This is a genomic window from Saccharothrix stipae (assembly GCF_054781895.1).
The window spans coordinates 26,316-53,177 of record NZ_BAAGTN010000001.1; the positions used below are offsets into that span (position 1 = coordinate 26,316).

The 26,862-nt window shown below is 74.0% G+C and carries 11 protein-coding genes; 1 reads left to right on the plus strand and 10 read right to left on the minus strand.

The genetic code is table 11. The features are described from left to right. Positions 1–44 precede the first annotated feature (44 nt). On the plus strand, positions 45–2,315 hold the full coding sequence (locus ACYVLT_RS00150; protein ID WP_461117974.1) for a catalase: 2,271 nt from the start codon (positions 45–47) through the stop codon (positions 2,313–2,315). A 54-nt stretch (positions 2,316–2,369) separates the two neighbouring features. On the opposite strand, the gene ACYVLT_RS00155 is transcribed toward ACYVLT_RS00150, so the two are convergent. From ACYVLT_RS00155 to ACYVLT_RS00200, 10 genes are all read right to left on the minus strand, one after another. Beyond that, positions 2,370–4,655, minus strand: a complete 2,286-nt coding sequence (locus ACYVLT_RS00155; RefSeq protein WP_461117975.1) for a PQQ-dependent sugar dehydrogenase — start codon at positions 4,653–4,655, stop codon at positions 2,370–2,372. Positions 4,656–4,839: 184 nt separating this feature from the next. Next, complete coding sequence (locus ACYVLT_RS00160; RefSeq protein WP_461117976.1) at positions 4,840–5,718, minus strand: bile acid:sodium symporter family protein; 879 nt, start codon at positions 5,716–5,718, stop codon at positions 4,840–4,842. Positions 5,719–5,827: 109 nt separating this feature from the next. Continuing rightward, a complete protein-coding gene (locus ACYVLT_RS00165; protein WP_461117977.1) occupies positions 5,828–6,823 on the minus strand; it encodes a class I SAM-dependent methyltransferase in 996 nt (331 codons plus the stop codon). A 2-nt stretch (positions 6,824–6,825) separates the two neighbouring features. Next, the gene (locus ACYVLT_RS00170) at positions 6,826–11,259 is read right to left on the minus strand and encodes a non-ribosomal peptide synthetase family protein (protein ID WP_461117978.1); all 4,434 of its coding nucleotides are present in this window, start codon (positions 11,257–11,259) and stop codon (positions 6,826–6,828) included. After that, positions 11,256–12,593: an MFS transporter gene (locus ACYVLT_RS00175; protein WP_461117979.1), complete on the minus strand. Its 1,338-nt coding sequence runs from the start codon at positions 12,591–12,593 to the stop codon at positions 11,256–11,258. The genes ACYVLT_RS00170 and ACYVLT_RS00175 overlap by 4 nt, the downstream gene beginning before the upstream one ends. Further along, the gene (locus ACYVLT_RS00180) at positions 12,590–15,844 is read right to left on the minus strand and encodes an amino acid adenylation domain-containing protein (RefSeq protein WP_461117980.1); all 3,255 of its coding nucleotides are present in this window, start codon (positions 15,842–15,844) and stop codon (positions 12,590–12,592) included. The genes ACYVLT_RS00175 and ACYVLT_RS00180 overlap by 4 nt, the downstream gene beginning before the upstream one ends. Next, positions 15,841–16,518, minus strand: coding sequence for a DUF6875 domain-containing protein (locus ACYVLT_RS00185; RefSeq protein WP_461117981.1), 678 nt, complete (start codon positions 16,516–16,518; stop codon positions 15,841–15,843). Before ACYVLT_RS00185 ends, ACYVLT_RS00180 begins: the two co-directional genes overlap by 4 nt. After that, the gene (locus ACYVLT_RS00190; RefSeq protein ID WP_461117982.1) at positions 16,518–17,855 is read right to left on the minus strand and encodes an FAD-dependent oxidoreductase; all 1,338 of its coding nucleotides are present in this window, start codon (positions 17,853–17,855) and stop codon (positions 16,518–16,520) included. Before ACYVLT_RS00190 ends, ACYVLT_RS00185 begins: the two co-directional genes overlap by 1 nt. Beyond that, positions 17,852–21,022, minus strand: coding sequence for an amino acid adenylation domain-containing protein (locus tag ACYVLT_RS00195; RefSeq protein ID WP_461117983.1), 3,171 nt, complete (start codon positions 21,020–21,022; stop codon positions 17,852–17,854). The genes ACYVLT_RS00190 and ACYVLT_RS00195 overlap by 4 nt, the downstream gene beginning before the upstream one ends. Then, positions 21,019–26,832 (minus strand): amino acid adenylation domain-containing protein, encoded by a 5,814-nt coding sequence (locus tag ACYVLT_RS00200; protein WP_461117984.1) that lies wholly within the window; start codon positions 26,830–26,832, stop codon positions 21,019–21,021. Before ACYVLT_RS00200 ends, ACYVLT_RS00195 begins: the two co-directional genes overlap by 4 nt. Positions 26,833–26,862: the final 30 nt, after the last annotated feature.

A 26,862-nucleotide genomic window follows, 5' to 3' on the forward strand; every position in this document is an offset into this window, starting at 1 on the left:
CCGACGCGGGTAGTCGGCGTGGGACTGCCGACGAGGAGGCGCACGTGGACGCGAGCAAGCCCGCCAAAGTCGTGAAGGAAGCCCTGGAGAAGGCGGTGGAGAAGGTCGCCGACCTGGTCACACCGCCGGTCCCGGGCACGCCCGGGAGCGCGCCACCGCCCTTGGACCCGCCGAGCGAGCCCCAAGGGCCGCTCCCGCGCAAACCGGACCAGGCGTCCCCCCAGACGCGGACCGCGACCGGCGCGGAGACCGGCGCCGCGGCCGACACCAGAGAACAGCAGGGCGAGTACCTGACCACGTCGACGGGCACGCGCCTGTACGACACCGACCACTCGCTCAAGGCCGGCGCGCGCGGCCCGACACTGCTGCAGGACCACCACCTGCGGGAGAAGATCACTCATTTCGACCACGAACGCATCCCCGAACGGGTGGTCCACGCGCGAGGTGCCGCCGTGCACGGCGTCTTCGTCGGCTACGGCACCGCGGAGCAGGTGTGCAAGGCCGGTTTCCTCAAGGAGGGCGTGACCACGCCCGTGTTCACCCGGTTCTCCACGGTCGTGGGTTCACGCGGCTCGGCGGACACGGTGCGTGACACCCGCGGCTTCGCCACGAAGTTCTACACCGACGAGGGCACGTTCGACCTGGTGGCCAACAACATCCCGGTGTTCTTCATCCAGGACGGCATCAAGTTCCCGGACATCATCCACGCCGCCAAACCCCACCCGGACCGCGAGATCCCGCAGGCGCAGAGCGCGCACGACACGTTCTGGGACTTCGTCTCCACGCACACCGAGGCCACCCACCACGTGATGTGGCAGATGTCGGACCGGGCCGTGCCACGCTCCTACCGGACCATGGAAGGCTTCGGCGTCCACACGTTCCGGCTGGTCGACGCCGAGGGGCGGACGTCGCTGGCCAAGTTCCACTGGAAACCGAAGCTGGGCGTGCACTCCCTGCTGTGGGAGGAGGCCCAGATGATCGCCGGCGTCGACCCGGACTTCCACCGGCGCGACCTGTTCGACGCGATCGAGTCCGGCGCGTTCCCGCAGTGGGAGCTGGGCGTCCAGGTCTTCCCGGACACCCCGGAACAGACGTTCGAGGGCATCGACCTGCTCGACTCGACCAAGATCGTGCCCGAGGAACTGGCGCCGGTGCAGCCGATCGGCATGCTCACGCTCAACCGCAACACGACCAACTACTTCGCCGAGACCGAACAGGTGGCCTTCCACGTCGGGCACCTGCCGCCGGGCATCGACGTGACCGACGACCCGCTGCTGCACGCGCGCCTGTTCTCCTACATCGACACGCAGCTCAGCAGGCTGGGCGGGCCCAACTTCAACCAGATCCCCATCAACCGGCCGCACGCGCCGGTCAACGACATGCTGCGCGACGGGTTCCACCAGCACGCCGTGCACAGCGGTGTGGCGCCGTACAAGCCGAACACCCTCGACGGCGGCTGCCCGTTCATGGCGGGGGTGGCGACCGGCGCGTTCGTGGAGTTCCCGCAGCCGGTCGCCGAGTCGGTGAAGGAGCGTCGCGCGCCCGCGTCGTTCGCCGACCACTACACCCAGCCCCGGCTGTTCTACCGGAGCCTGAGCCCGGTGGAGAAGGAGCACCTGGTGCGGGCGTTCACGTTCGAGCTGGGCAAGTGCTACGAGCAGGCCGTCAAGGAACGTGAGCTGCGCGTGCTCGCCAACGTGGACGCCGAGCTGTGCGCCCTGGTGGCGGCCGGTCTCGGCCTGCCCGCGCCGGAGCCGACCGAGCCCCTCGGCGAGGTCGTGCCCAGCCCGGCGTTGTCGCAGATCGGGCAGGTGTGGCCGCCCGACGGTCGGCTGATCGGCATCGTGGTGGACGTGGACGACCCGGCGAGCCTGGACGGTCTGCACACCCTGCGCCAGGCGATCAGCGCGGAGGGCATGGTGCCGCTGGTCATCGCGGCGCGCGGCGGGGTGCTGGAGGACGGGCTGGTGGCGCAGCGGACGTTCCTCACCGCCCGCTCGGTCGAGTTCGACGCCCTGCTGCTGGCCGCCGCACCACCGCCGGGCCCGGACGCGCTGCCGAGCCGTGACGCCAAGGCCGGGGCGCCCGGTGTCACCGTGGACCCGCGCGTGGTGCTGATGGTCCAGGAGTGCTACCGGCACGCCAAGGCGATCGGCGTCTGGGGCAACGGCGAGGCCGCCCTGGTGGAGGCCGGGTGCTCGGCGGGCGACCTGGGCATCGTCGTCGGCGACGACCCGGCCGGCGTGTTCGCCGAGGTGCAGGCGCTCCTCGGTGCGCACCGGGTGTGGGACAGGTTCCCGGCGACCATCGCCTGACCTCAGCGAGGAGGGACCGGCCGCGGACGGGTGTCCGCGGCCGGTCGGGTCACCTCAGCACAGGCACGACGAGTAGTTCGCCCGGTAGGTGGTGGCACTCGCCGGCGCGACGATGTTGTGCGTCTGCGCGCCGCCGTCGGACCAGCTGCCGTACCGGTAGCGCAGTCCGAGCGGTCCGCTCTGCGGGCTCGGGGCGCTGATCGAGTTGTTCGACCCGACGATCACCGTGCGGGTGAACGGCGTGGTCTGCGCCGTGCCGCCGACGCTGAGCTGCAAGCCGCTCGGGTTCGATGTGAAGGTCAGCGCCACCGTCCGCGGGTCGAGCTTGGTCGTGGTGCTCTTGGTGCGCCCCGACGAGTCCGTGGCGGTCAGCGTCAGGTCCAGGTAGGACGGGTACTCGTGGTCGGGCGCGACGAACGAGCCCGAGGCCACGCCCGACCAGGTCTGCACCACGTGCTCGTGGCACGAGCCGCCGGTCGCGCAGTGCTGGACGCTCAGCTTCCAGCTCAACGCCGACGCGGCCAGCGCGCCGTCCTGCGGGTCGGTGGCGTGCCCGGAGAACGGCACGTTCTGGCCCACCGTCCAGTTCAGCGGCGCGGTCGGCGTGTCGATCACCGGCACGGGGTCCTCCGCGACCGGTGTGCCGACCGTGACGGTGACCGAGGTGGTGCCGGACGCGCCGGCCCGGTCGGTCACCCTGAGCCTGACCGTCACCGCGCCCTGGGTGGTGTAGGTGCGGGTCGGGGTGGCGGAGGTGGAGTCGTCGTACTGGCCGTCACCGTCGAGGTCCCACGCGTAGCTCAACGTGTCGCCGGCGTCCGGGTCGGTCGAGCCGGTGCCGCTGAACTGCACGGCCAGCGGCGCGGGCCCGGACTGCGGGGTGGCGGTGGCGACCGCGGTCGGCGCCCGGTTGCCGGTCGGGTAGCCGACGCGGCGCAACTGGCCCGCGCCCAGCGCGATGTAGAACAGGTCGCCGCCGGGGCCGGTGGTGACCTGCACCGGGACGTTGACCCCGGTCACGAACGGCACCAGCTTCGCCGGGTCCGGTTGGCCGGCGGTGGTCTGCATGGCCCAGATGCAGCCGCGGGAGCTGTCGGCGAAGAACAACGCGCCGTCGTAGGCCGGTGGGTAGTTGCTGGTCGACTCGAACGCGATGCCCGAGATCGACGAACCACCGGTCGGGCACGGGTCGGTCGCCACCACCTTGGCCGAGTGGTTGTAGGCGTAGTAGGGCGCGGTCTGGCCGGCGCCGGTGTACAGCGACTCGCACAGCGTCAGGTTCGCGCCGTCGTAGCCGCCCTGGCGCGCCGCGCCCTCGTAGCACGGCCAGCCGAAGTTCTCCGCGGTCGTGTCGTTGACGTCCGCGATCCGGTTGATCTCCTCCCACACGTTCCAGCCGACGTCGCCCGCCCACAGCTCGTCGGTGCCGGGGCGGAAGGCGAAGCGGAAATGGTTGCGCAGGCCGTAGGCGACGACGCGCTTGGCGTTGGCGTCGGCGTTGCCCGCGAACGGGTTGCCGGCCAGGCCCGCGCCCGTGTCGGGGTTGATGCGGATGATCGTGCCGTCGAGGCTCACCGGCTCGCCCGCCGGTCGGCGGATCGACTGCGAGCGCAACGCGCCGCCGCGCGCGGTCGGCGAGGTGAGGTTGGTGCCCGCGGGCGACGGCGGGTCGGCGCACGGGTTGCCGACCTGGCCGTAGTCGGTGAAGTTGAAGCTCGCGCCGTCACCGCCGCCGACGTAGAGGCCGCCGTCGGGGCCGAAGACGACCGTGCCGATGGAGTGGCTCGGGTACTGCTGGCACCAGTCGGTGACCAGCGGTTGCTCGGCGGTCATCGTGCCGCCGGAGCCCATGGTCAGCTTGGACACCCGGCCGGTGACGACGCAGCCCTGGTTGGTGGCGCCGGGCGGGGTCGGGCACTGGTCGCCCCAGCGCGGGTGGGTGCCGCCGGGCACCGCGTCGTAGGCGTAGGCGACGTAGACGTACGGGCGGGTGGGGAACTGCGGGTCGACGGCCAGGCCGAGCAGGCCGCGGTCCCAGAAGTCCTGCGTCTGCGGGCGGAGGTCGGCGAACACGGTCGCGGTGGTGTCGGCGAGCGAGTCGAAGACCTTGACCAGGCCGCTCTTCTCGGCGATGAACACGCGGCCGTCCGGTGCGAAGGAGACGGCGGTGGGGTTGGTGAGGCCGCCGATGGCCAGGGTGTCGGTGAAGCCGGCCGGTACGGCGGCGGTCGCGGTGGGCGGGAGTGCCACCGTGGTGGCGGCGACCACGAGGGTCGCGGCGACCACGACGATCGCGCGTCTGGAACGCGTCGGGAATTGCGTGCGGCGGAGTAAACGCATGGTCCGGTTTGTTCCCTTCGTGACACCTTTGGGTGAGCACGGAAGGGTTACATGCGGGTTGCCGGTTACGCACTGCTTTGGCGGGTGGGTAGCGGAGGACTACCCGGTCTCATTCGAGCGGAGTATCGGTTACCCCGAAAAATCGGCTGAGGGATGATCCGTCCGGTCGATGCGCGGTCGGCGTTCAGCCCACGACGGTGTCGTGCTCGGACTTCGCCCGGGTCAGCAGGAACCCGGCCGCGGCGGCGAGCGGGAACATCACCACCCCGTACACGGCGGCCGGCACGGCCAGCTGCTCGCTGCCCAGCACGGTCACCGCGACCGTGATCGCCAACGTGCTGTTGTGCACCCCGACCTCGAACGCCGACGCGATCGCCTGCCGCCTGCCGACCCTCGCCAGCCGGGGGAGCAGGTAGCCCGCGGCGAGGCTGCACGCGCAGAACAGCACCGTCACCAGCCCGATGTCGGCCAGGTAGCCGCCGACGTTCTCCCGTTCGGCGACGATCGTGCCCGTGATCACGGCCACCAGCACCACCGCCGAGAAGATCCGCACCGGCTTGTCCGCGCGGTCCGCGAACGCCGCCGACCAGCGGCGCACCAGCATGCCCAGCACCACCGGCACCAGCACGATCGCGAACACCTGGGCGACCTTGCCGAACTCCAGCCCCACCGCGCCCCCGGTCGCGGGCTCGAAGTGGTTCAGCGCGAAGTTCACCACCAGCGGCAGGGTGATCACCGCGAGCACCGAGTTCACCGCCGTCAGCGTGATGTTCAGCGCGACGTCGCCGCGGAACAGGTGGCTGAACAGGTTCGCCGTCGTGCCGCCGGGTGACGCGGCGAGCAGCATCATGCCGACCGCGAGCACCGGGTCCAGGCCCAGCACCACCACCAGCCCGAAGCACACCGCCGGCAGCAGGACCAGTTGGGTGGCCAGCGCGACGGCGACGGCACGCGGCTCCCGCGCGACCCGGGCGAAGTCGGCGACCGTCAGCGACAGCCCGAGGCCGAACATGACCACGGCCAGCGCGACCGGGAGGCCGACGCTCGTCAGTGCGGAGTCCACGGCGATCACCTGCGTTTCTGCGTCGAACCCGGAGCGGGAGGAGCGCATCTTCCCCCAGAACCGGGCGAATCGGGAGGGGGTCGCGCCCGCGCGTCGTCCGGAGGAGCCGTCACGCCTTGCGCGCGACCACCAACGACTGGCCCGGTGACGTGGTCAACGGGTGGGTGACCGGCTCGTCGAAACCCGCGCCCGCCAGCCACCCGGCGATCACGTCCGCGCCGTAGACCTGACCGCCCTGGCCGTGGAACAGGTTGAGGCTGAAGACCCGGGCGAAGGCGTCGGACGCGCGGTCGGGCGAGTGCTCGTCGTGCTCCAGCAGCACGACCGCGCCGCCCGGCCGCAGGGCCGCCGCGACGCGCCTGAGCAACGACTCGTTGGCCCCCGCCGTCCGTCCGTGCACCACGTTGAACAGCAGCGCGGTGTCGTAGTCCCGGCCGAGGTCGAGCCGGTCATAGTCACCGGAGCGCAAGGTGATCCGCCGGCTCAGGCCCGCGTCGGTGACCGCCGCCGCGCCCACCGCAAGCGCGTCGGGCAGGTCGATCACGGTCGCTTCGAGCCCGGGGTGCGTGGCGCACAGCCGGATCGCGTGCGTGGCGTGCCCGCCGCCGACGTCCAGCAACCTGGCGCCGACCGGCACGATCGACGCCACCTCGGGCGCGATCGCGTCGGCGTGCCCGGACAGCATGCCCTGGAACCGGCGCAGCAGGTCCGGCCGCTGCGCCAACCACGCGTAGAAGTCGAGCGCGGGCCGGCCGGTGCGCACCGACTCCTCCAACCCCTCCCACGACTCGAACAGCACCACCGACCAGAACGCGTCCACGTCGGAGTACCCGCCGGCCCACCACTTCGCGGTCTCGTCGGTGTTGGCGACACCGTCCGGCCCGGCGGTCAGGTAGCCGAACGACACCAGCGCCTCGACCAGCAGCCCGGTGCCACGCGGGTCCGTGCCCAGCGCGGCGGCCAGCGAGGCGACCGGGCGCGGGCCGTCGGCCAGCGCGGCGAACACGCCGAGCCGCAGGCCCGCCGCGACGGCCCGGTAGCCCGCGGTGGCGAGCAGGTCTTGGAACGACGACGGCGCGTCGTCCGGTCCCAGGTGCAGTGGCACGGTCAGCCCCTTTCCGGCAGCACGCCCGCGGCGGCGAGGAAGTCCACGTGGCGGGAGACCATCTCCGCGTCGGCGGGCGGGAACTCCACCCCGCACGACGCCGCGGCGTCCCACGTGGCCGAGCAGTCGAACACCGGGTGCGCCCGGTGCGTGGTGGTCAGGCCGAACGCCAGCGGCCCGAAGGCGCTGTCCGGGCTCTCCAGCATCAACGAGCGCCAGTCCGCGTACTCCAGCAGCCGGGTCGGGTAGCCCTTCTCGGTGAGCACCTCGCCCAGGTCGGCGTAGCTGAACCCGTCGGCCCGGTAGTAGTGGAAGTCCCCGCCGGGGGAGTCCGCACCGTGCGGCGACGGCCGGGTGGAGATGCCCGCGATCGCGGCCGCGAGCCGGTCGACGGGCAGCATGTCGATCACGTCCGGCGTCCTCGGCACCGCGCCCGCGTGCGCGCAGGTCGCGATCTGCCTGCTCAGGTAGGACTCGGTCTTCGCCGTCCCGGTGCGCACGTCGCCCACGATCGCGGCGATGCGGTGGATCGACACCGGCACGCCCCGGTCCCGTGCGAGCACGCCCATCATGTCGGCCACCCACTTGGTGGTGTGGTACCCGGTGTCCAGGCCGGTCGGGTCCTCGGGCCGGTCGGCCTCGGTGATCAGCTGCCGGTCGTAGTTCGCGCCGAGGAACACGCCGAGCGTCGACATCAGGTGCAGCGGCTTGGTCGCGTACCGGGTGGCCAGCCGCAGCACGTCCACCGTGCTGCCCACGTGCGGCGGCATCATCCACTGGTAGGTGAGGACGAAGTTCATCACCGCGCCGTTGTGGTAGATCGCGTCCATGCTCTCGGCCAGCGCGTCGAAGTCCTTCTCCGCCAGGCCCAGCAGCGGCTGGGACATGTCGCCGACCACCGGCACCACCCTGGCCAACTGCTCTTCCGGCACGTCGAGGCGCGCACGCCGCAGGTTCGCCCGGACGCGCGCCAGGGCGACGGCCGGCGTCTCCGCCCGGACCAGGCAGTGCACCCGGGCGTCCGTGCGGGACAGCAGCTCACCCAGCAGGTGCGCGCCGAGGAACCCGGTCGCGCCGGTCAGCAGCACCCGTTCCGCGGGCCCCGTCCGCACCGGGTGCCGCACCTCGATGTCGTCCGGTGGTACCGCGTCGACCCGCATCTGCGGCACGGACGGCAGGCCGGACTTGTAGCGCTTGGCGAACGTGTGGTCCGACGCGGCGGCCTGCTCCACCACCTCGGCCAGTTCGGCCAGGTCCGCGGTGGCGAACAGGGCGCGCAGCGGCACGGTCACGCCCAGCAGCGAGCGCACCCTGGCCAGCACCGCGGCGGCGATCAGCGAGTGCCCGCCCAGGCCGAAGAAGCTGTCCCGGCGGCCGACCATCGGCACGCCCAGCACCTCGGACCAGATCTCGGCCAGCGTCCGCTCGACCGGTGTGCGCGGCGGCTCGTACGGCGTCTGCCGGGCCGTCGGGTCGGGCTCGGGCAGCGCCGACAGGTCGACCTTGCCGTGCCGGGTGAGCGGCAACTCGTCCAGCGCCACGACGGCGCCGGGCAGCATCGCGTCCGGCAGCCGTCCGGCGCAGAACGCGCGCACGTCGTCCAGTTCGGGCGCGGCCGCCCGTGCCCGCGGCACGAGGTAGGCCACGAGGGTGTCGCCGCGCACCGCCACCGCCGCCTCGGCCACCGCCGGGTGCGCCAGCAGCGCCGCCCGCACCTCGCCCGGCTCGATCCGGTGGCCGCGCAGCTTGACCTGGTCGTCCACCCGGCCCAGGAACTCCAGCGTGCCGTCGGGCAGCAGCCGTGCCAGGTCGCCGGTGGCGTACATCCGACCGCCGACTACCGTCGGGTCCGCCAGGTACGCCGACGCGGTGCGCGCGGGATCGCCCCGGTAGCCGCGTGCGGGTGCGGTGCCGCCGATGTACAACTGGCCCGGCACGCCGACGGGCGCCGTGCGCAGGTTCGAGTCCAGCACGTACGCCCGCACACCGGGCAGCGGTCGCCCGATCGGCAACGTCGCCGCACGCGGGTCGACCTCGCTCGCGTCGACCGTGCGATAGGCCGTGGCGCAGACCGTGGTCTCGGTGGGGCCGTAGTGGTTGACCAGCGCCACCTTCCCGCCGGTCGACGCGGCCCAGTCGGCGACCGCGGCCGGCGGCACCGCCTCGCCGCCGATCATCATCACCGACAGCGGACCGGGGTCGACGTCGAGGCCCGCCAGGTCCGCGACCCAGCGCTTGAACAGGGCGGCGGGGGAGTCGACCGCCGTGATGGCGTGGTCGGCGCAGAGCCGGAGGAGGTCCGCGCCGCCGATCGCCGCCGGTTCCGGGTGCAGGACGACGGCCGCGCCCGCGCACCACGCCGGGAACACGTCGCCCACCGACGCGTCGAAGCTCAACGGCGGGACCATCAGGATCCGCTGCCCCGGCGCGAACCCGTGCAGGTCGATGAACGCCCCGGTCAGGTTGGCCAACGTGTCGTGCTGCACCTGCACACCCTTGGGCACACCGGTCGAACCCGAGGTGTACACGACGTACGCCAACCCGTCGACGGGCACGACCGCGGGCGGCGGCGCGTCGGCCTCGCCGGTGAACGCGTCGTCGCCGGTGTCCAGCAGCGCACCGCGGAACCCGCCGAACCGGTCGCGGTCACCCGGCGCGGTGATCACCACGGGCGCGCCGCAGTCGGCCAGCAGCCCGGCCAGCCGGGCCGGCGGGTGCGCCGGGTCGAGCGGCACGTACGCGCCACCGGCCTTGAGCACGGCCAGCAGCGCCACCAGCGCGTGCGGCCCCGCCTTCACCGCCAGGCCCACCGGCGTCTCCGGGCCGACACCCCACCCGGCCAGCAGGTGCGCCACCCGGTTGGCCCGCCGGTCGAGCCGCGCGAACGTCAACTCCGCGCCGTCGGCCAGGTCCAGCACGGCGGTGGCGTCGGGGTGGGCGGCGACCTGCTCGGCGATCCGGCCGAGCACGGCGGGCGGGCGGATCGACAGCCCGGGGTCGAGGCCGTCCTGCGGTTCGCCGTTGAGCCGCCCGGCGGCCAGGCGGTCGGCTTTCGTCGTCGTGTCCACCGCGGACAGCCGGGCGGACGGGTCGGCCAGCAGCGCGGCGAGCACCGCCACCAGGTGGTCGGCCAGCCGTGCCACGGTGTCGGCGTCGAACACGTCCGTGCTGTAGTCGAGGTTCGCGGGCCAGTCGCCGTCGGTCTCGCGCACGTGCAGGGTGAGGTCGAACCGGCTGGTCGCGCGGTCGACCGGCAGCTCCGCCGCGGTCATGCCGGCCCACGTGCCGGTCCGGCCGCCCCGGTTGAGCACCAGCATCACCTGGAACAGCGGGTGGTGCGCGAGGTCGCGGCGCGGCGCGACCCGTGCGGCCACCTCGTCGAAGCTCACCTCGGCGTGGTCGAGCGCGTCGATCGCGGTGGCCCGGGCCCGACCGAGCAGGTCGGCCACGGTGGGGTCGCCGGACAGGTCCAGCCGCAGCGCGGTGGTGGTGACGAACATGCCGACCGAGCGCTCCAACTCGGGGAACGGCCGGTGCGTGGTCGGCGAGCCGATCACCAGGTCGTCCGCGCCCGACCGGCGTGCCAGCAGCACGCCGAACGCGGCCAGCAGGCCGGCGAACGTGGTGCAGCCGTGCGCCCGGGTCACCTCGGCCAGCTTCCCGGCCAGCGCGGCGGGCACGGTGAACCGGTGGCTGCCGCCCGCGGTGGTGCGGTTCGGCGTCCGGGGCCGGTCCAGCGCCAGGTCTAGCACGTCCGGCGCGCCGGACAACCGGTCGTGCCAGTGGTCCAGCTGCCGCTGCCGTTCGCCGTCGGCGAGCCGGCCCGCCTGCCAGTGCGCGTAGTCGGGGAACTGCGCGCCGACCTGCTCCGGCGTCACGCCCGCGTAGACGTCGCCCACCTCGGTCGCCACCACGCCGAGCGACAGGTCGTCGCACACGATGTGGTGCGCGCTGAACACGATCGCCGTGTCACCCGGCCCGACCCGCACCACCCGTACCCGCAGCAACGGCGCGACGGCCAGGTCGAACGGCGTGTCCACCTCGGACGCGACGACCGCGTCCAACTCGTCCTCGCCGGAGACCGACGAGAAGGCCACGTCCGGGGGCACGTCGTCCAGCACCTGCTGCTCGGGCACCCCGTCGGTGTCCACGACCCGGGTGCGCAACGCCTCGTGCCGGCCCATCACGGTCCGCACGGCCGCGCGCAACCGGTCCTCGTCGACCTCGCCGGTGATCCGCAGCGCGGCGAACATGACGTACGCGCCCGCGTCCAGGCCGAGCCGCCCGGTCAGCCACAGGCCGCGCTGGTTGCCCGTCAGCGGCACGACCGCGCCCTCGGGCCGAGGGGGCACCGCCCGGCGGGGTGCGGCGGCCAGGCCGCGTTCCGCGAGCAGCTTCGCCAGCAGGCGTTCGCGGTGCTCGGAGAGCTCGGTCATCCCAGTGTCCTCTCAGGCGACGGCGTCTCGTCGGGCACCGCGTCGGGTAGGTCGTCCACGGCCCGCAGCCGGGGCCTGGACCAGGCGTAGGCCGCCAGCGCCAGCATCAGCACGCCGACGACCAGGAAGATCAGGGCGATGCCGCGGCCCTCGCCCACGCCGATCAGCGCGCCGACGCCACCGGCCAGCGGACCGTCGACGGCCATCAGGGGTTCGGCCACGCCGTCGGTCAGCGGCCCGATCATCAGGAACGCGACGGGCATCGCGGCGGTGCTCAGCACCCGCACCACGGCCAGCACCCGGCCCAGCACCGCCGGGTCGACCTTGGTCTGCAACAACGTCACGCAACACGTGTTGATCAACGGCAGGGTGAACAGGAACGCGGGCGCGGCCACGCCGATCAGCCACGGCGACGGCGCGAGCGAGTGCAGCACCAGGAACACCCCGCCCAGCGCCACCCCGAGGTAGATGCCGTGCACCCGGCGTTTCGGCCCGCCCCACACGCCCATCACCAGCCCGCCGACGAACAGCCCGCTGCCGCCCGCGGCCATCAGCACGCCCAGCGTGGCGGGACCGGAGAACGACAGGATCAACGGCTGCACCAACCCGCCCGCGATGGCGAACAGGAAGTTCCACACCCCGAACACCGCGCACAACGCGAACAAGCCGGGCGCGCCGCGCAGCCACCTCAGGCCCGCGCCGATGCCCTCGCGCTTCTCCTCCGACGACCCCGCCGGTCGCACGGCGTCGTCGGGCAGGCGGGCCAGCACCAACGCGCCCACCGCGAACACCATCGACACCAGGTCGACCAGCAGCACGCCCCGCAGCCCCACCAGGCCCAGCAACGCGCCCGCGACCAGCGGCGCGGCGATCTGCACGCCGTGCGTGATCTGCATCAGCCCGTTGATCCGGCCCAGGTGCTCCTTGGGCACCAAGGCCGGCACCAGCGCCGTGTAGGCGATGATGTGGAACGAGTTCAGCGTCGCGGTCAGCGCGGTGGCCGCGTACACCTGCCACAGCGCCAACGCGTCGGTCGACACCGCGACCAGCAGCAGGGCCGTCACCACGCCCGCGCCGCAGTCCGCGACCAGCATGATCCGCCTGCGGTCGTACCGGTCGGCCACCACGCCCGCGTAGGGGGCGAGCAGGATGCCGGGCACCACCGCGCAGAACTGGATCAGCACGAAGGTCGTCACCGAACCCGTGCCCAGGTACACCCACACGCCGAGCACGAAAGCGGTCAGCGCGGAGCCGATCACCGACACCAGCTGACCGGCCCAGACCACGGCGAAGCGCCGCAAGCCGGCCGTGCCCGCCGTGCCCGCCGCGCTCACCTCGCCTCACCGAGCATCGACTCGACCTCCTCGGCCGACATCCCGGCCAGTTGCCGCCGCAGCTCGGCCACCGCGGCCACCCGCCCGGGCGGGTCGTCCGACGCCACCAGCGCGGCGGCGATCCCGGCGACGGTCGGCGCGGCGAACATCCGGCCGATCGGCACCGACACCGCGAACACGGCATGCACCCTGGCCAACACCTTCGCCGCGAGCAGCGAATGGCCGCCGAGCAGGAAGAAGTCGTCGTGCACGCCCACGTCCGGCACGCCGAGCACCTCGACCCAGATGTCCGCCAGCACCTCCTCCACCGCGTCACGCGGCGGCACCCGCTCGCCCGAGACGTCCCACACGGGTGCGGGCAGCGCCTTGCGGTCGGTCTTGCCGTTGGGCGTCAACGGGAACGCGTCCAGCACCACGGCCGCCGCCGGCAACATGTAGTCCGGCAGCCGTTCGGCCAACCGCGTCCGCAACCGGGGCCACAACCCGTCCCGCGCCACCCCCGCGCCCGGCACCACGTACGCGACGAGGCGGTCGTCGGCGGCCAGCACGACGGCCTCCCGCACCTCGCCGGACGCCAGCAGGGCGGCCTCGACCTCGCCGAGCTCGATCCGGAACCCGCGCACCTTCACCTGGTGGTCGGCGCGGCCCAGGAACTCCAGCGTGCCGTCCGACCGGTGCCGCACCAGGTCGCCCGTCGCGTACAGCCGCCGTCCGGGCTCCTCGGCGAACGGGTCGGGCACGAACCGGCTCGCGGTCAACCCCGGCCGGTCGTGGTAACCGCGCGCCACGCCCGCACCGCCGATGTGCAGCTCGCCGACCACACCCGGCGGCACCGGCTCCAGCCCCGGACCCAGCACGTACAGCCGGGTGTTGCCGATCGGCGGCCCGAGGACCACCGGCGCGGGGGAGGGCTCGACCAGACCGGCGGACGACCACACCGTCGTCTCGGTCGGCCCGTAGGCGTTCCACAGCAACGCGTTGTCGGTCAGCAGGTCGTCGGCCAGGTCGCGCGGCAACGCCTCGCCGCCGCAGATCCGCGTCACGACCCCGGCGGGCACCCCGCCCGCCGCGTGCAGCAGCCGCCACGTCGCCGGCGTGGCCTGCAACGCGGTGACCTCGCGGTGGCTCAGCAACCCGCGCAGCGCCGTGCCGTCGGCGGCCACGTCCGGCGGCACGACCAGCACCTCCGCCCCGGCCGTCAACGGCAGCAGCAGTTCCAGCACCGAGATGTCGAACGACAACGTGGTCACCGCGGCCAGCCGGTCCTCGGCGGTCAGGGCCAGCAGCCGCTGGAACGACACGAGCAGGTTCACCACCGCCCGGTGCGGCACCTCCACACCCTTGGGCGTGCCCGTCGACCCGGACGTGTAGATCACGTACGCCAGGTCCTCGCCGGACGCGGGCGACGGCACGGGCTCCGGCTCGAACCGGTCCGCGTCGGCGAGGCCCAGCACCGTGCCGCCGAACGGCAGCTCCCGGCCCGTGACCAGCACGGCCGCGCCCGAGTCGGCGAGCATCGACGCCAACCGGTCGCCCGGCCAGCCCGGGTCGAGCGGCACGTACGCGGCTCCCGCCTTCCACACGCCCAGGACGGCGGCGACCAGGTCGGGGGAGCGCGGCAGGCACAGCGCGACCGCCGACCCGAGGCCCACGCCGTGCGCTCGCAGCAGCGCGGCGACCTGTTCGGCGCGTGCGTCCAGCTGGGCGTAGGTCAGTTGTGAGTCCACACCGGACACCGCCGTGCCCCGTCCCGCGACCAGGTCCAGCGCGGTGCGGGCGGGCGGCAGCTCCAGGTCGGTGGCGTTGTCGCCCCGCAGGACCTCCCACCGGCGCAGGCCGGTCAGCCCGTCCAGTGCGCTGATCCGCCGTTCCGGGTGCTCGGCGGCGGCGGTCAGCAGCGCGATCAGCCGGTCGGTGAACTCGGCGACGGTCGATTCGTCGAACAGGTCGGTGCTGTACTCCACGCCGAGGGACAGCACGTCGCCCTGCTGGTCGGCGGCCACCGTCAGGTCGAACTTGGCCACCTTCGGGTCGGGCACCAGCGGCGTGACGTGCAGCCCGGCCATCGCGATGGCCAACGGCGGTGTGTTGGTCAGGATCAGCTGGGCCTGGTAGATCGGCGCGTGGCCGGTGCTGCGCTGCGGGCTCAGGTGCTCCACCAGGCGCTCGAACGGCAGGTCGGCGTGCGCGAGCCCGTCCGTGACCACCTGTCGGACGCGCCCCAGCAGCTCGGTGAACGTCGGATCGCCGCCCACGTGCGCGCGCAACGCGAGCGTGTTGACGAAGAACCCGATCAGGCCTTCCAGGTCGGGGTGCGCACGCCCGGCGACCGGCGTGCCGACCACCACGTCGTCCTGACCGGCCAACCGGCCGAGCCGGGCCGCGAACCCAGCCAGCAGCACCATGTACAGGGTGGCGCCGTGCGCGCGGGCCAGCTCTTCGAGCGGGCCGACGGGGAGGTGGCCGTAGTGCAGCGCGCCCCGGTAGGTGACCACCGGTGGTCGTGGCCGGTCGGTCGGCAGCGTCAGCAGCTCCGGGGCGCCCGCGAGGTGCCGCGCCCAGTGGTCCAGGTGACCGGCGACGACGTCGTCGGCCATCCGGTCCCGCTGCCAGACCGCGAAGTCGGGGTACTGCAACCGCAGCGCGGGCAGGTCCGGCCGGCGGCCGTCCAGCGCCGCGTCGTACGCCTGACCCAGCTCGCCGAGCAGCACCGACAACGACCACGCGTCGGCGATGATGTGGTGCAGGCTGAGCACCAGGACGTGGTCGTCGTCGGCGTCGGCGAACCGGCCCAGGCTCGCCGTGAACAGCGGCCCCCGGTGCAGGTCGAACCCGATGCCGCCGCGTTCGTCGGCGAACCGCTGCGCCTGCTCGTCCCGGTCACCGCCGGCGGGATCGCGCACCGGCAACTCGTGGGTGGTGAGGACGGCGGCGCCGGTGGGCGCGACGAGCTGCACCGGCTCACCGCCGGAGTCGGGGAACGTGGTGCGCAGCGACGCGTGCCGGTCGACCAGCACGTCCAGCGCGCGGCGCAACGCGGCCGGGTCGAGCGTGCCGCGCAGTCGCAGCGCGACCGGCACGTTGTAGACGGCGCTGCCGGGGGAGAACTTGTCCAGGAACCACAGGCGTTGCTGCCCGAACGACAGCGGGTACGCCGTGGGGGCGGCGGCACGGGCGCGCAGCCGTTGCGCCACCAGCTCGCGCTTGCGCGCCGACGCGGTGGTGCGGTCGGTGTCCGACAGCTCGGTCATGAGGTGCTCCCGGACCTGGTCAGCCGGTCGGCGGCGGCGCGCACGTGGTCGCGCAGGTGCGTCGGCACCCGGTCGCCGAACCGTTCGAGGTAGGCGGCCACGGTGGTGTCGTCGTCCCGCAGGAACGGGAAGTCGGTGGGCACCATGTGCCGGATCGCCAGCAGCGGCACCGGGCTGTGCAGCGGCCGGAAGACGGGGTTCCACAGGCCCGCCTTCTGCGGCGGTCCGGGGTGGAACTCGCCCACCATCAACCCGTCGCGGGTGTACTGCGGCTTGAGCAGCGCCTGCGCCCGGTCCACCACGTCGAACTCGGTCAGGTCCGGGAACAGCACCAGGATGGTCTTGAACTGCGCGCCCGGCCCCCTCCTGGGCTCCAGCTCGGCGAACCAGTCGCGGTAGTGCAGGAGCAGCGCGGCCAGGTCGTCGGGCCGCTGCGGGGTGCCGGGGTGCACGGACAGGTAGAACAGCCCGCGTTGCAGGGACGTGTCGGTGAACGGGCACACCGCGCCTCGCCGCCCCAGGTCCGGGTGCGGTCCGCACAGGTACTCACCGGCCCACTCGAACACGGTCCGCAGCGGCAGTTCGTGCGCCGCGACCGCGTCGGGAAGCCGAGGCGCGGCGAAGTCCGCCGGCTCGACCAGGGGGTGGGCCTGGTGGGTCGGATGGATCAGCATCAACTCACCTGCCTTTTGTTCCGGGACCGGTGGGTCAGGCCCGCGAGTGCCGCACCGGTCAGCGCGGCCGTGACGCCGCCGAGCAGGCGGTCCTGCCGCCTGGCCCGCGCCAACGCCTCGCCGTAGGGGACCGTGGTGTGCGCGATCAGGGTGTAGAGCGGCACCCACGCGCCCGGGAAGAGCCGGTGCAGCGCCAGGTCCACCTTCTTGCGCAGGGTGAACAGCGGTGAGCGCAGCTTGTCGCGCAGCTCCACGAAGTTGCGCTTGGACAGCTCCGCCAGCACGTCGGTGTGGGGCCGACGGGCGTTCTCGAACGCGGCCAACGCCTTCGGCAGGTCGTCGGGATGTGCGGCCAGGCACCGGTCGAGCACCGAGCAGTCCTCGAACGCGGCGTTCATGCCCTGCCCGAAGAACGGGTACACGGCGTGCGCGGCGTCCCCGATCAGCACCACACCGCGTCCCTCGTCCGTGGTGACGTGCCAGGGCGCGGTGCGCACGGTGACCAGACCGGCCGGCGGGTGCGCCAGGAACTGCTCGACCACGTCCGGGATCAGGGTCGGCGTGTCCGGGAACCGGCGGGCGAAGAACGACCGCACCCGCTCGGGTTCGGTGAGGCCGGCGAACCCGTGCTCGCCCTCGAACGGCAGGAACACGGTCGCGGTGAGCGAGCCGTCGGCGTTGGGGTGCGCCACGATCAGGCCGTCGTCACCCGGCCACACGTGCAACGCGCGCAGCTCGGTGCGCGGCTCGCCGTCGTCACCGACCGGGATCAGCAGCTCCTTGTAGCCCCACTCCAGGAACTCCTGGTGCAGGTCCATCCGCAGACCGCGGCCCAGCTGCGCACGCACGGCGGAGAACGCGCCGTCCGCGCCGACGATCAGGTCGGCCGTGTGCACGGTCCCGTCGTCGGAGGTGACTGCGGGTTTCGCCCGGTCGACGGCGGTCACCCGGCGGCCCCAGGAGAACTCGACGCCGAGCCGCTCGGCCTCGTCCACCAACGCCACGTTCAGGTCGTGCCGCAGCACGGAGTGCAGGATCTGGTCCTCGGCCAGCCCGTACGGCTGGAACCGCAGCGTGCCGTCCGGCAGGTGCACGGCCCGGCCGCGCATGGGCACGGTCAGCGGCGCCAACCGCTCCAGCAGACCGACCTCCCGCAACGCGACGATGCCGCGTTGGGACAGGCCGAGGTTGATCGACCGGCCCTCCTCCCGCACGCCCGGCGACCGCGGGTCGCCGCGCCGTTCCAGCACCCGCACGCCGAACCCGCGCCGGGCCAGGTAGACGGCCGTGAGCGACCCGGCGAGCCCCGCGCCGACGACCAGCGCGTCCCCGGTCATGCCTCGTCCTCGTCGGCCAGGGCGCCGAGCAGGCGGTCGATCTCGGCGTCGGACAGCTCGTCGAGCTGGTCGAGCAACGGCAGCGGTCCCCGGGCCGCCGCACCGGTGGCGCCGCCGAGGTTCGCGCACAGCTCGGCGATGGTGGGCGCGGCGAACAGCGTGCCCAACGGCAGGTCCACGTCCAGCGCGACGCGGACGCGGGCCAGCATCTGGGTCGCGGTCAACGAGTGGCCGCCCAGGGCGAAGAAGTTGTCGTGCACGCCGAGCGGCGCGTCCGCGGGCATGCTCAGCACCTCGCGCCAGATCTGCGCCAGCCGCCGTTCCCGGTCGTCACGCGGTTCGACCCGTTCGACGTCCTCGGTCGTCCACACCGGATCGGGCAGCGCGTCGCGGTCGATCTTGCCGGTGCCGGTGCGCGGCAGCGCGGGCAGCACGACCACGGCGGCGGGGAGCATGTAGTCGGGCAGGCTCGCGGCCAGGTGCGGGCGCACCCGCCGACGCAGCTCGTCCTCGTCCACGCCCGGGTCGGCGGGCACCGCGTAGGCGACCAGCCGCACGTCGGCGGCGTGCGCGGACCAGGCCACGACGACCGCCTGCGCCACGTCCCGGTGGGCGCGGAGCACGGCCTCGACCTCGCCCGGCTCGATCCGGTAGCCGCGCACCTTGAGCTGCCGGTCCGCGCGGCCCAGGAACTCCAGCTTCCCGTCGGCGTGCCGGCGGACCAGGTCGCCGGAGGCGTAGAGCCGCCCGCCGGGCGTGCCGCCGAACGGGTCGGGGCGGAACCGGTCCGCCGTCAGACCCGGCAGCCCGTGGTAGCCGCGCGCCACGCCGGCGCCCCCGATGTGCAGCTCGCCGATCACGCCCGGCGGCACCGGGCGCATCAGCGGGTCCAACACGTGCAGCGAGGTGCCCCGCACCGCAGGGCCGAGCCGAACGGGGTCCGGCGCGGGCGAGACCACACCGGCCGCCGAGTACACCGTGGTCTCGGTGGGGCCGTAGCCGTCGATCAGGGTCGCGCCGTCGGTTTGCAGGTCGTCGGCCAGGTCGCGGGTCATCGCCTCGCCGCCGCTGATCCGCAGCCGCACCCCCGCGGGCACGCCACCGGCCGCGACGACCATCCGCCAGCTCGCCGGGCCGCCCTGCACGACCGTCGCACCGGTCTCGGCGATGCGCGCCCGCAGCAGCCCGCCGTCGGCCACGTCGTCCGCCGGGATCACCACGAGCGTCGCGCCGCCGATGAGCGGTGCGAGCATCTCCACGGTGGAGACGTCGAAGGCGGGCGTGGTGATGGACGCGAGCCGGTCGTCGGGCGTCAGCCGCGTCAGCTCGCCCATCGCGCGCAGCAACGCGGCCAGGCCGCCCTGGGTGCACCGCACGCCCTTGGGCTTGCCGGTGGACCCGGACGTGTGGATGACGTAGGCCAGCATGCCGGGGTGCTGCGGCACCGCCGGCGGCGGCGTGTCCGGTCGGGCGTCGAGGTCGGCGGTGTCCAGGTCCACCTCGGTCCACGGGCCGGTCAGCGGTCCGGTGGTCGCACGGGACGCGCCGTCGGTGACGAGCACCGGCACGTCGGAGCCCGCGACCATGGCGGTGAGCCGGGCCGGCGGCCACGACGGGTCCAGCGGCAGGTAGCCCGCGCCCGCCCGCCACGCGGCGAGGATGCCCACCACCATGGGCGCGCCGCGGTCCAGGCACAACGCCACCGGCTGGTCGGGCCGCGCGCCCGCCGCGAGCAGCACGTGCGCCAGGCGGTTCGCCGCGCGGTCCAGCTCGCCGCACGTCAGCGCGCCCTCGACGGCGACCGCGTCCGGGTGCTCGGCCAGCGCGGCGAACACCAGGTCCGCCGCGGTCCGCGCGGGCACGTCGACGGCGGGTTCCTGCGGCGCGTCGTCGCCGAGCGGGAGTTCGGCGACCCGGTCGGCGGGGGAGGCGTGCACGGCGGCGGCGAACACCGCGTGCAGCGCGGCGACCGTCTCCGGCGTGAACAGCTCGGTGTCGTACTGCCAGCGGGCGAACCACCGCCCGTCCGCCCGTTCGACGGTCAACGACAGGTCGAACTTCGCCCCGCCGTTCGCGACCGCCTCGGGGCGCAACGTGATCGGACCGGCCGCCCGCGCCGGTGGCACGGGCTCGACCGCGAACATCACCTGCACCAGCGGCGCGTGGGCGAGCGTCCGCTGCGGCGCGACGATGTCCACCAGCTGCTCGAACGGCAGGTCCTGGTGGGCGAGCGCGGCCACGGTCGCCTCCTCGGCCGCCGCGACCACCTCACCGAACGTCGTGTCGGCGTGGAACCTCGCCCGCAGCGGCAGGGTGTTGGCCACGAACCCGACCAGGCCCTCGGTCTCCGGCAGGGTGCGAGCCGCGACCGGCGTGGCGACCAGGAAGTCCGCCTGCCCGGTCACGCGGTGCAGCACGCACTGGAACACCGCCAACAGCCGGGCGAACGACCCGTCCGGCACGGTCAGCGCCGCCCTCAGCTCCGCGCCGCGCCCGGTGGGCGTCGACGGCCGCGGCCTGTCGGTCGGCAGCGGCAGCACGGTCGGCACGCCGTGCAGCGCCTCGCGCCAGAACTCCGCGTCGGCGGCGAACGCGCCCGCCTCCACCTGCTCCCGTTGCCACACCGCGTAGTCCGGGTACTGCACCGGCAGGTCCGGCAGGTCGTGCGGCTCACCGGCGGCCTCGGCCGCGTAGAGCAGGGCCAGCTCGTCGAACAGCACCGCGCACGACCAGCCGTCCGCGATCGTGTGGTGCAGCACCAGGACCAGCACGTGCTCGTCCGGTCCGAGCCGCACCAGGCCCGCGCGCAGCAACGGCCCGCCGTGCAGCGCGAACGGACGGCCGACCTCCTCGCGCACCACCGCGTCCACGTCACCGGACGGCAGCCGCACCAACGGCACGGTCACCGACGCGGACACCACCTGCACCGGCACGCCGTCCTCGGCCGCGAACCGCGTCCGCAACGCCTCGTGCCGGGCGACCAGCGCGTCCAGCGCCGCCGCCAACGCCTCGGCGTCCAACGGCCCGTCGATGCCGACGCGCCAGCCGATGTTGTAGACCGGGTTCGCGGGCAGCAGCTGGTCGACCAGCCACAACCTGCGCTGCCCGGACGAAGCCGGGAAGCGGAACACCTCGTCCGCCCGACCCTCCGGTATCACCGCGCTCATCGCGCTCCCTCCCCCCTCGGACCGACACCCGTCGAACCGGCATCTCGTGCGCCGGCGTCCCGTGTGCCGGCATCTCGTGTACTGGTGCCCTCGGGCCACCCCCTGCGGTCGACCGCCACGACCCGGAACTCCGCCGTGTGCCGGGAGCCCGCGGCGTCGGTCAACCACAGCTGGTCCGGGCCGGGCAGCATCTCGCCCACGCTCAGCGGTGCGTCCGGCCTCTCGCGGTCCAGCGCGCGCACCGCGTGCGCGAACAACTCGACGGACGGCTGGCTCTCCAGGTCCACGTAGAACGGCTTGTGCTCCACCGGGCTCTTCACGAACACGAACCTCGGCACGCCGTGCTCACGCCGCCAGGCCTGCGCCCGCAGGAAGCGGGTCGCCTCGTCCGCCGCGAACGCGAACGCCGACCGCGCGGCGGGCAGCCGCCAGCCCTGCCTGGCCACCACCAACCGGTCCAGGTTGACCCTGGGCGTGTGCTCGCCCGCGGGCACCAACCGGAAGTGCTGCACCAACTGCGCCATCACCTGCTCGTTGAGCAGCTCGACCAGGTCGTGGCACACCCGGCCGTCACGGCTGCGCGCCACCAGCCGCCCGCCGGCCTCGGTCACCTCGCACGCGCCAACCGGCACCGCGTCGCGCAACCCCGGCCCGCACGCGTCGTGCCCGAACACGATCTTCAGGTCGTCCGGCGAGACCAGCGCGTCGGCGAGCCGTTGCGGCGTGCCGCCCTGCTCGCGGGTGGTCGCCAGGACGACCCGCGGCCCCGCCATGTCGTGCCTCATCGCCGCGCGCAGCTGGGCCGGATCGGGGTGCTGGGAGACGAACAACGCCGACCGCATGGTGTTCACGCCGGGGTGCACCTCACCGAGCACCCACCGGTAGTCACCGGCCCGGATCGCGTCCTCGTCCCGTGCCGCGATCAGGACGTCCGGGCTGTGCTGGACCGCGCCACGCCAACCCGGTCGGGGTGTGGCGAACGCCTTGAGCACGGCGTCCCGCACGTCCCGCACCCGGTAGTGGACCTCGTGCCCGTCCAGCGCGGCCGGTCCGAGGGCGCCGGCCCAGCGGTCCTGGAGGCTGCGGACGAGCCGGCCGATCAGCCGCTCGTCGAGCCGGAAGATGGTGTCGTTGGCCCACAGCCAGAAGTCGGCCAGCCGCACCCGGTCCGAGCCGGTGGCCGCGACCCGTTCCCGGTACACCTCGCGCAGCGCCCGCCCGTACAGGGCCGCGCCGGCGGAGGTGAACCACCGTGCCGCCTCCAGCACCAGCGACAACGGCGTCCACAGCGTCTCCATCAAGGCGGGGGAGAGGGTGACGTCGAGGTCGCGTCGGCACTCCTCGTGCACCACCGTGCGACCGGCGTAGAACAGGCCGGGTCGCCGCACGGCGGCCGTGCCGGTGATCGCGGTGAACTTCTCGTGCAGCTCGTCGATCGCGCGCACCAACCGGTCCGGGTCGCCGACGGCCGCGGCCACCTCGTCCCGGGCACGCTCGACCTCGCCGAGCGCCCGCTCGGCCCCGGCCCGGACCTCGGGGTCGCCGATGGCCTCGACCTGGTCGCGCAGGGCCGTTTCGGGCACCAACGCCTCCGGCGGCACCTCCAACGTCCACGCGATCCGCTTGGCCTGCCGCAGCCGTTCCAGGGTCGCCAGCACGTCCGCCACCGGCCGGTCGAGGTCGTGCGCGATCTCCGGCGCCCGGCGCAGCCCGTCGCAGGCGGCCAGCACCGCCGCGTCCACCGCGGGCAGCCGGACGGGACCGGTCATCGGGACGTGCAGCGTGTCGCCCACGACGTCGACGAACGGCATCCGCCGGGGCACCGCCCACGGCCGCACGGCGTCGGTGGTCAACGCCTCGGCCAGCTGCTGGACCGCCCAGTTCTCCAGGTACGTGGTGCGCGAGTCGACGAGGTCCGGCCCGGGTTTCGCGGTGATCGCGGCGGGTGCGTCGTCCGCGACCCTGGCCCAGCCGACCGGCCCGAAGAAGCCGATGGTGTCGTTCTTGGCGCAGTAGCGCTGGAGGTAGCTGACGACCGTGTGCTCCCAGCGGCGGTAGTCGACGTTGCGGGACGCGGGCCGGTCGCCGGACAGCGCCGCGTGCAACGCGTCGACGGCCGTCCGCAGGGCGCGCGGGTTCTGCCACGCCACCGCCTCGCGGAACCTGGCGTCACCGCTGACCACGCGCAAGACCTCGGCGGCCGCCGCGCGACCCGCCTCGAACCGGGCCGTGTACTCGGCGAGCAGGGTCTCGTGCCGTGCGGCGGCCTCCTGCGCCGCGACCAACGCGGCGTCGACGGCGTCCGCACCGGCCACGGCGACCGGGTCCGCGGCCGGCAGGGCGGTCACGGTGGCGCGGGCCTCGGCGAACCGGCCCTTGCGCACCAGCCTGCCGATCCGCCGCAACGCCGACCGCCGTTCGCCCCCGGCGCGGTCCTCGGCGTCCCGCAGCACCCGGAACGCCGCCCACCGGGCCTCGCCCACCGCGTCCTCGGCCGCCGTCACCGCCTCCGCCGCACGGGCCGCGTCCGGGCTCGCCACGGCCAGCAGCGGCTCGATGCCGAACCCCGTGCCGCGCAGCTCGACCCACCGCCACGCCGCCCAGTCACCGGCGCCACCCGGCAGCACCAGGTGGTCCGCCACCGGCCCGACGGGTGAGGGCTTGCGCGGCACGGGCACCAGGTACGCCGACCGGTCCCGCCGGGTGATCCCCGCGGACGGGGAACCGACCGAGCCAGCCGCGGCGTCCAGCGCCGCCGCGCACCCCGCCAGCGTCCGGACCCGGTGCAGGTCGGCGACCGGCACCTCGACCCCGAACTCCTCGCGCACCCGGAACGCCAGCCGCACCGCGAGCAGCGAGTTGCCGCCCACCGCGAAGAAGTCGTCCTCCGCGCACACCTCCGACCCGCCGAGCAGGTCCTGCCACAACCGCGCCAACCGCCGTTGCGTGGCGGTCGACGGCAAGGTCCGGTCCGTGCCCCGCGCGCCCGGGGCACGGACCGACCGCAGCGCCGCCCGGTCCACCTTGCCGCTGCGGTTCAGCGGCAGCTCGGCCAGCGGCACGTACCGCGCCGGGCAGAGGAAGGCGGGCAGCCGTTCCGAGACGTGCGCGCGCACGTCCTCGATGTCCAAGTCGCCGTTCGGCACGACGTAGGCCACCAGGTGCCGGGCGTCGTCGTCGCCGAACGGCAGCACGGCCGCCGCGGCGACCGCCGGGTGCGCCGCCAACACGGCCTCGACCTCGGCCGGCTCCACCAGGAACCCGCGCACCTTGACCTGGCGGTCCGCGCGCCCCAGGAACTCCAGCACCCCGTCCGTCCGCCACCGCGCCAGGTCGCCGGTCCGGTACAGCCGTCCGCCGGACGAGGAGAACGGGTCCGGCACGAACTTCGCCGCCGTCAACGCAGGCGCGCCCCAGTACCCGCGCGCCAACCCGTCGCCACCGGTGTACAGCTCGCCGGGCACACCCACCGCCACCGGCCGCATCGCCTCGTCCAGCACGTACGCGGTGGTCCGCTGGATCGGCGTGCCGATCGGCACGGTCGCGCCCACGTCCGCGGCCGACCGCACCACGTGACAGGTGGTGAAGGTGGTGTTCTCGGTGGGCCCGTACCCGTTGACCACCGGCTTGCCGCCGCGCGCCGCCAACGCCGCGCGCACCGCGTCCGGGGCCAGCACGTCACCACCGGCCAGCAACTGCTCCACGTCGGCCACCACCGACGGGTCGAGCTGGTGGAACAACCCGGCGGTCAGCCACAGCACGTCCACCCGGTGCGTGCGCAGCAACCGGGCCAGCACCGCCGGGTCCGGTGGGCCCGCGGGCGCGGGCACCACCCGACCGCCGGTCAGCAGCGCGCCCCACACCTCCAGCGTGGTCAGGTCGAACGCGGTCGCGGACAGGTGCAGGAACGTCCGCCCCGGCCCGAACCGCCCGAACGTCGGCCGCGTCACCAGCCGCACCACACCCCGGTGCGGCACGGCCACACCCTTCGGCTTGCCGGTCGACCCGGACGTGTAGTTCACGTACGCCACGCCCAACGGATGCGTGGCGACCACCGGGAACACCGGCGACTGCGCCGTGAGGTCCACTTCGGACAGCGCCACCGACGCGACGCCCTCGGGCAGCGCGCGCGGCCGGTCGGACACCACCAGCGGCGTGCCGGTCTCGCGCAACGCCACCGCGTCCCGCGCCGCCGGGTTCGCCGGGTCCAGCGGCAGGTACGCCGCGCCGGTCTTCAGCACGGCCAGCACCGCGACCACGAAGTCCGCACCCCGCGGCAGCGACAGCGCCACCGGCCGGTCGACCCGCGCGCCCCGCGCCACCAGCACGTGCGCCAGCCGGTTCGACCGCTCGTCCAGCTCGGCGTAGCCGATCCACCGGTCGCCGTCGAAGACCGCGTCCGCCTCCGGCCGCAGCCGCACCTGCTCGGCGAACAGGTCCGGCACGGTCGCGTCCGCCGGGTAGTCGATCGCGGTGTCGTTCCACCGCCCCAACACCTCGGCCCGGTCACGCGGACCGCCCAGCTCGCGCACCGGGCGGTCCGGCGCCTCGGCCATGTCCGCGAGCAGGTCGCGCACCTGCGCCAGCACCGCGTCCGCGGCCCACCGGGGGAACCGGCCGGTGTCGTGGATCAACTGGAAGCTCAGGCGCGGTTCGGCGAAGGCGTACAACGTCATGGCGTAACCGGGGGTGCGCAGGATGCGCACGCTCCTGCCGGGCGGTGCGGACGGTCGCGCGGCCAGCACCGTGCCGAGTTCCCGGTGCTCGAACAACACCAGGCTCCGCATCAGCGGCACGTCGTGCCCGGCCGCGCGCTGGATCACCGGCAGCGGGCACAACTGGTGGTCGCGCGCACGCACCGACCGCAGCCAGTCGGCCACCGACGCGGTGCGGTCCACCGGCAGCCGCAGCGGCACGGTCGCCAGCAGCAGCCCGAGCATGTCCGCCGCGCCGTCGACGGTGTCGTGCCGAGCCGCCCTGGTCACCCCGAACACGGCCTCGTCGGCGTGCGCGTGCGTGGTCAGCACCAAGCCCCACGCGGCCAGCACCAGCGTGTTCACCGTGACGCCCGTCCGTGCCGCCAACGCCCGCACCGACTCGGTCTCGGCATCGGACAGGGCGAGCGCGGCGGTGGCCATGACCGGTGTGTCCGGCCCGGCGTGCTCCAGCGGCAGGGGACCGGGCTCGGGCGAGCCGGCCAGTTCCGCCGCCCAGAACCGCTCGTCGGCCAGGTAGCGCGGGTGCTCGGGCGCGGTGCGGGCGTCGTACCACCGGGCGTAGTCGGTGAAGTCCGGGCGTGGCACGAACTCCAGCGGGCCGCCCGCGAGCCGGGCCGCGTAGTCGTCGTCGATCTCGGCCAGCAGCATGGCCAGCGACCGGCCGTCGAGGATCGCGTGGTGGAACGTCGCCACCACCACGTCCCCCGGCAGCGCCGCGACGTTCCCGGGCAGCGCCACGACCCGCAGCGGCGGCGCGGACACCGGGTCGACCCCGGCCCGCCGGTCGGCCGCCAGGAACGCGTCCAGGTCCGCCACCGAGTCGTCCACCAGCAGCGGGACGTCGTCGACCGGTCCCGGCCACTGCTCCATGCCGCCGTCCGCGCGCCAGGTGAACCGGGTCCGCAGGATGGGGTGCCGTTCGACGGCCGCCCGCCACGCCGCCAGGTAGACCGCCGCGTCCAGGCCGTGCGGCCAGTGCTGCACGCACTGGATGACGTCCGTCCCGGCCGACGGGTCCCGCAAGCCGGCCGCGATCATTCCGCTCTGCAACGGCAGCGCGGGCACGAGTCTGGGCACCGAATCGGTGTGCACCAATGCCTCCCCGATGAATGTGTTTCGGGC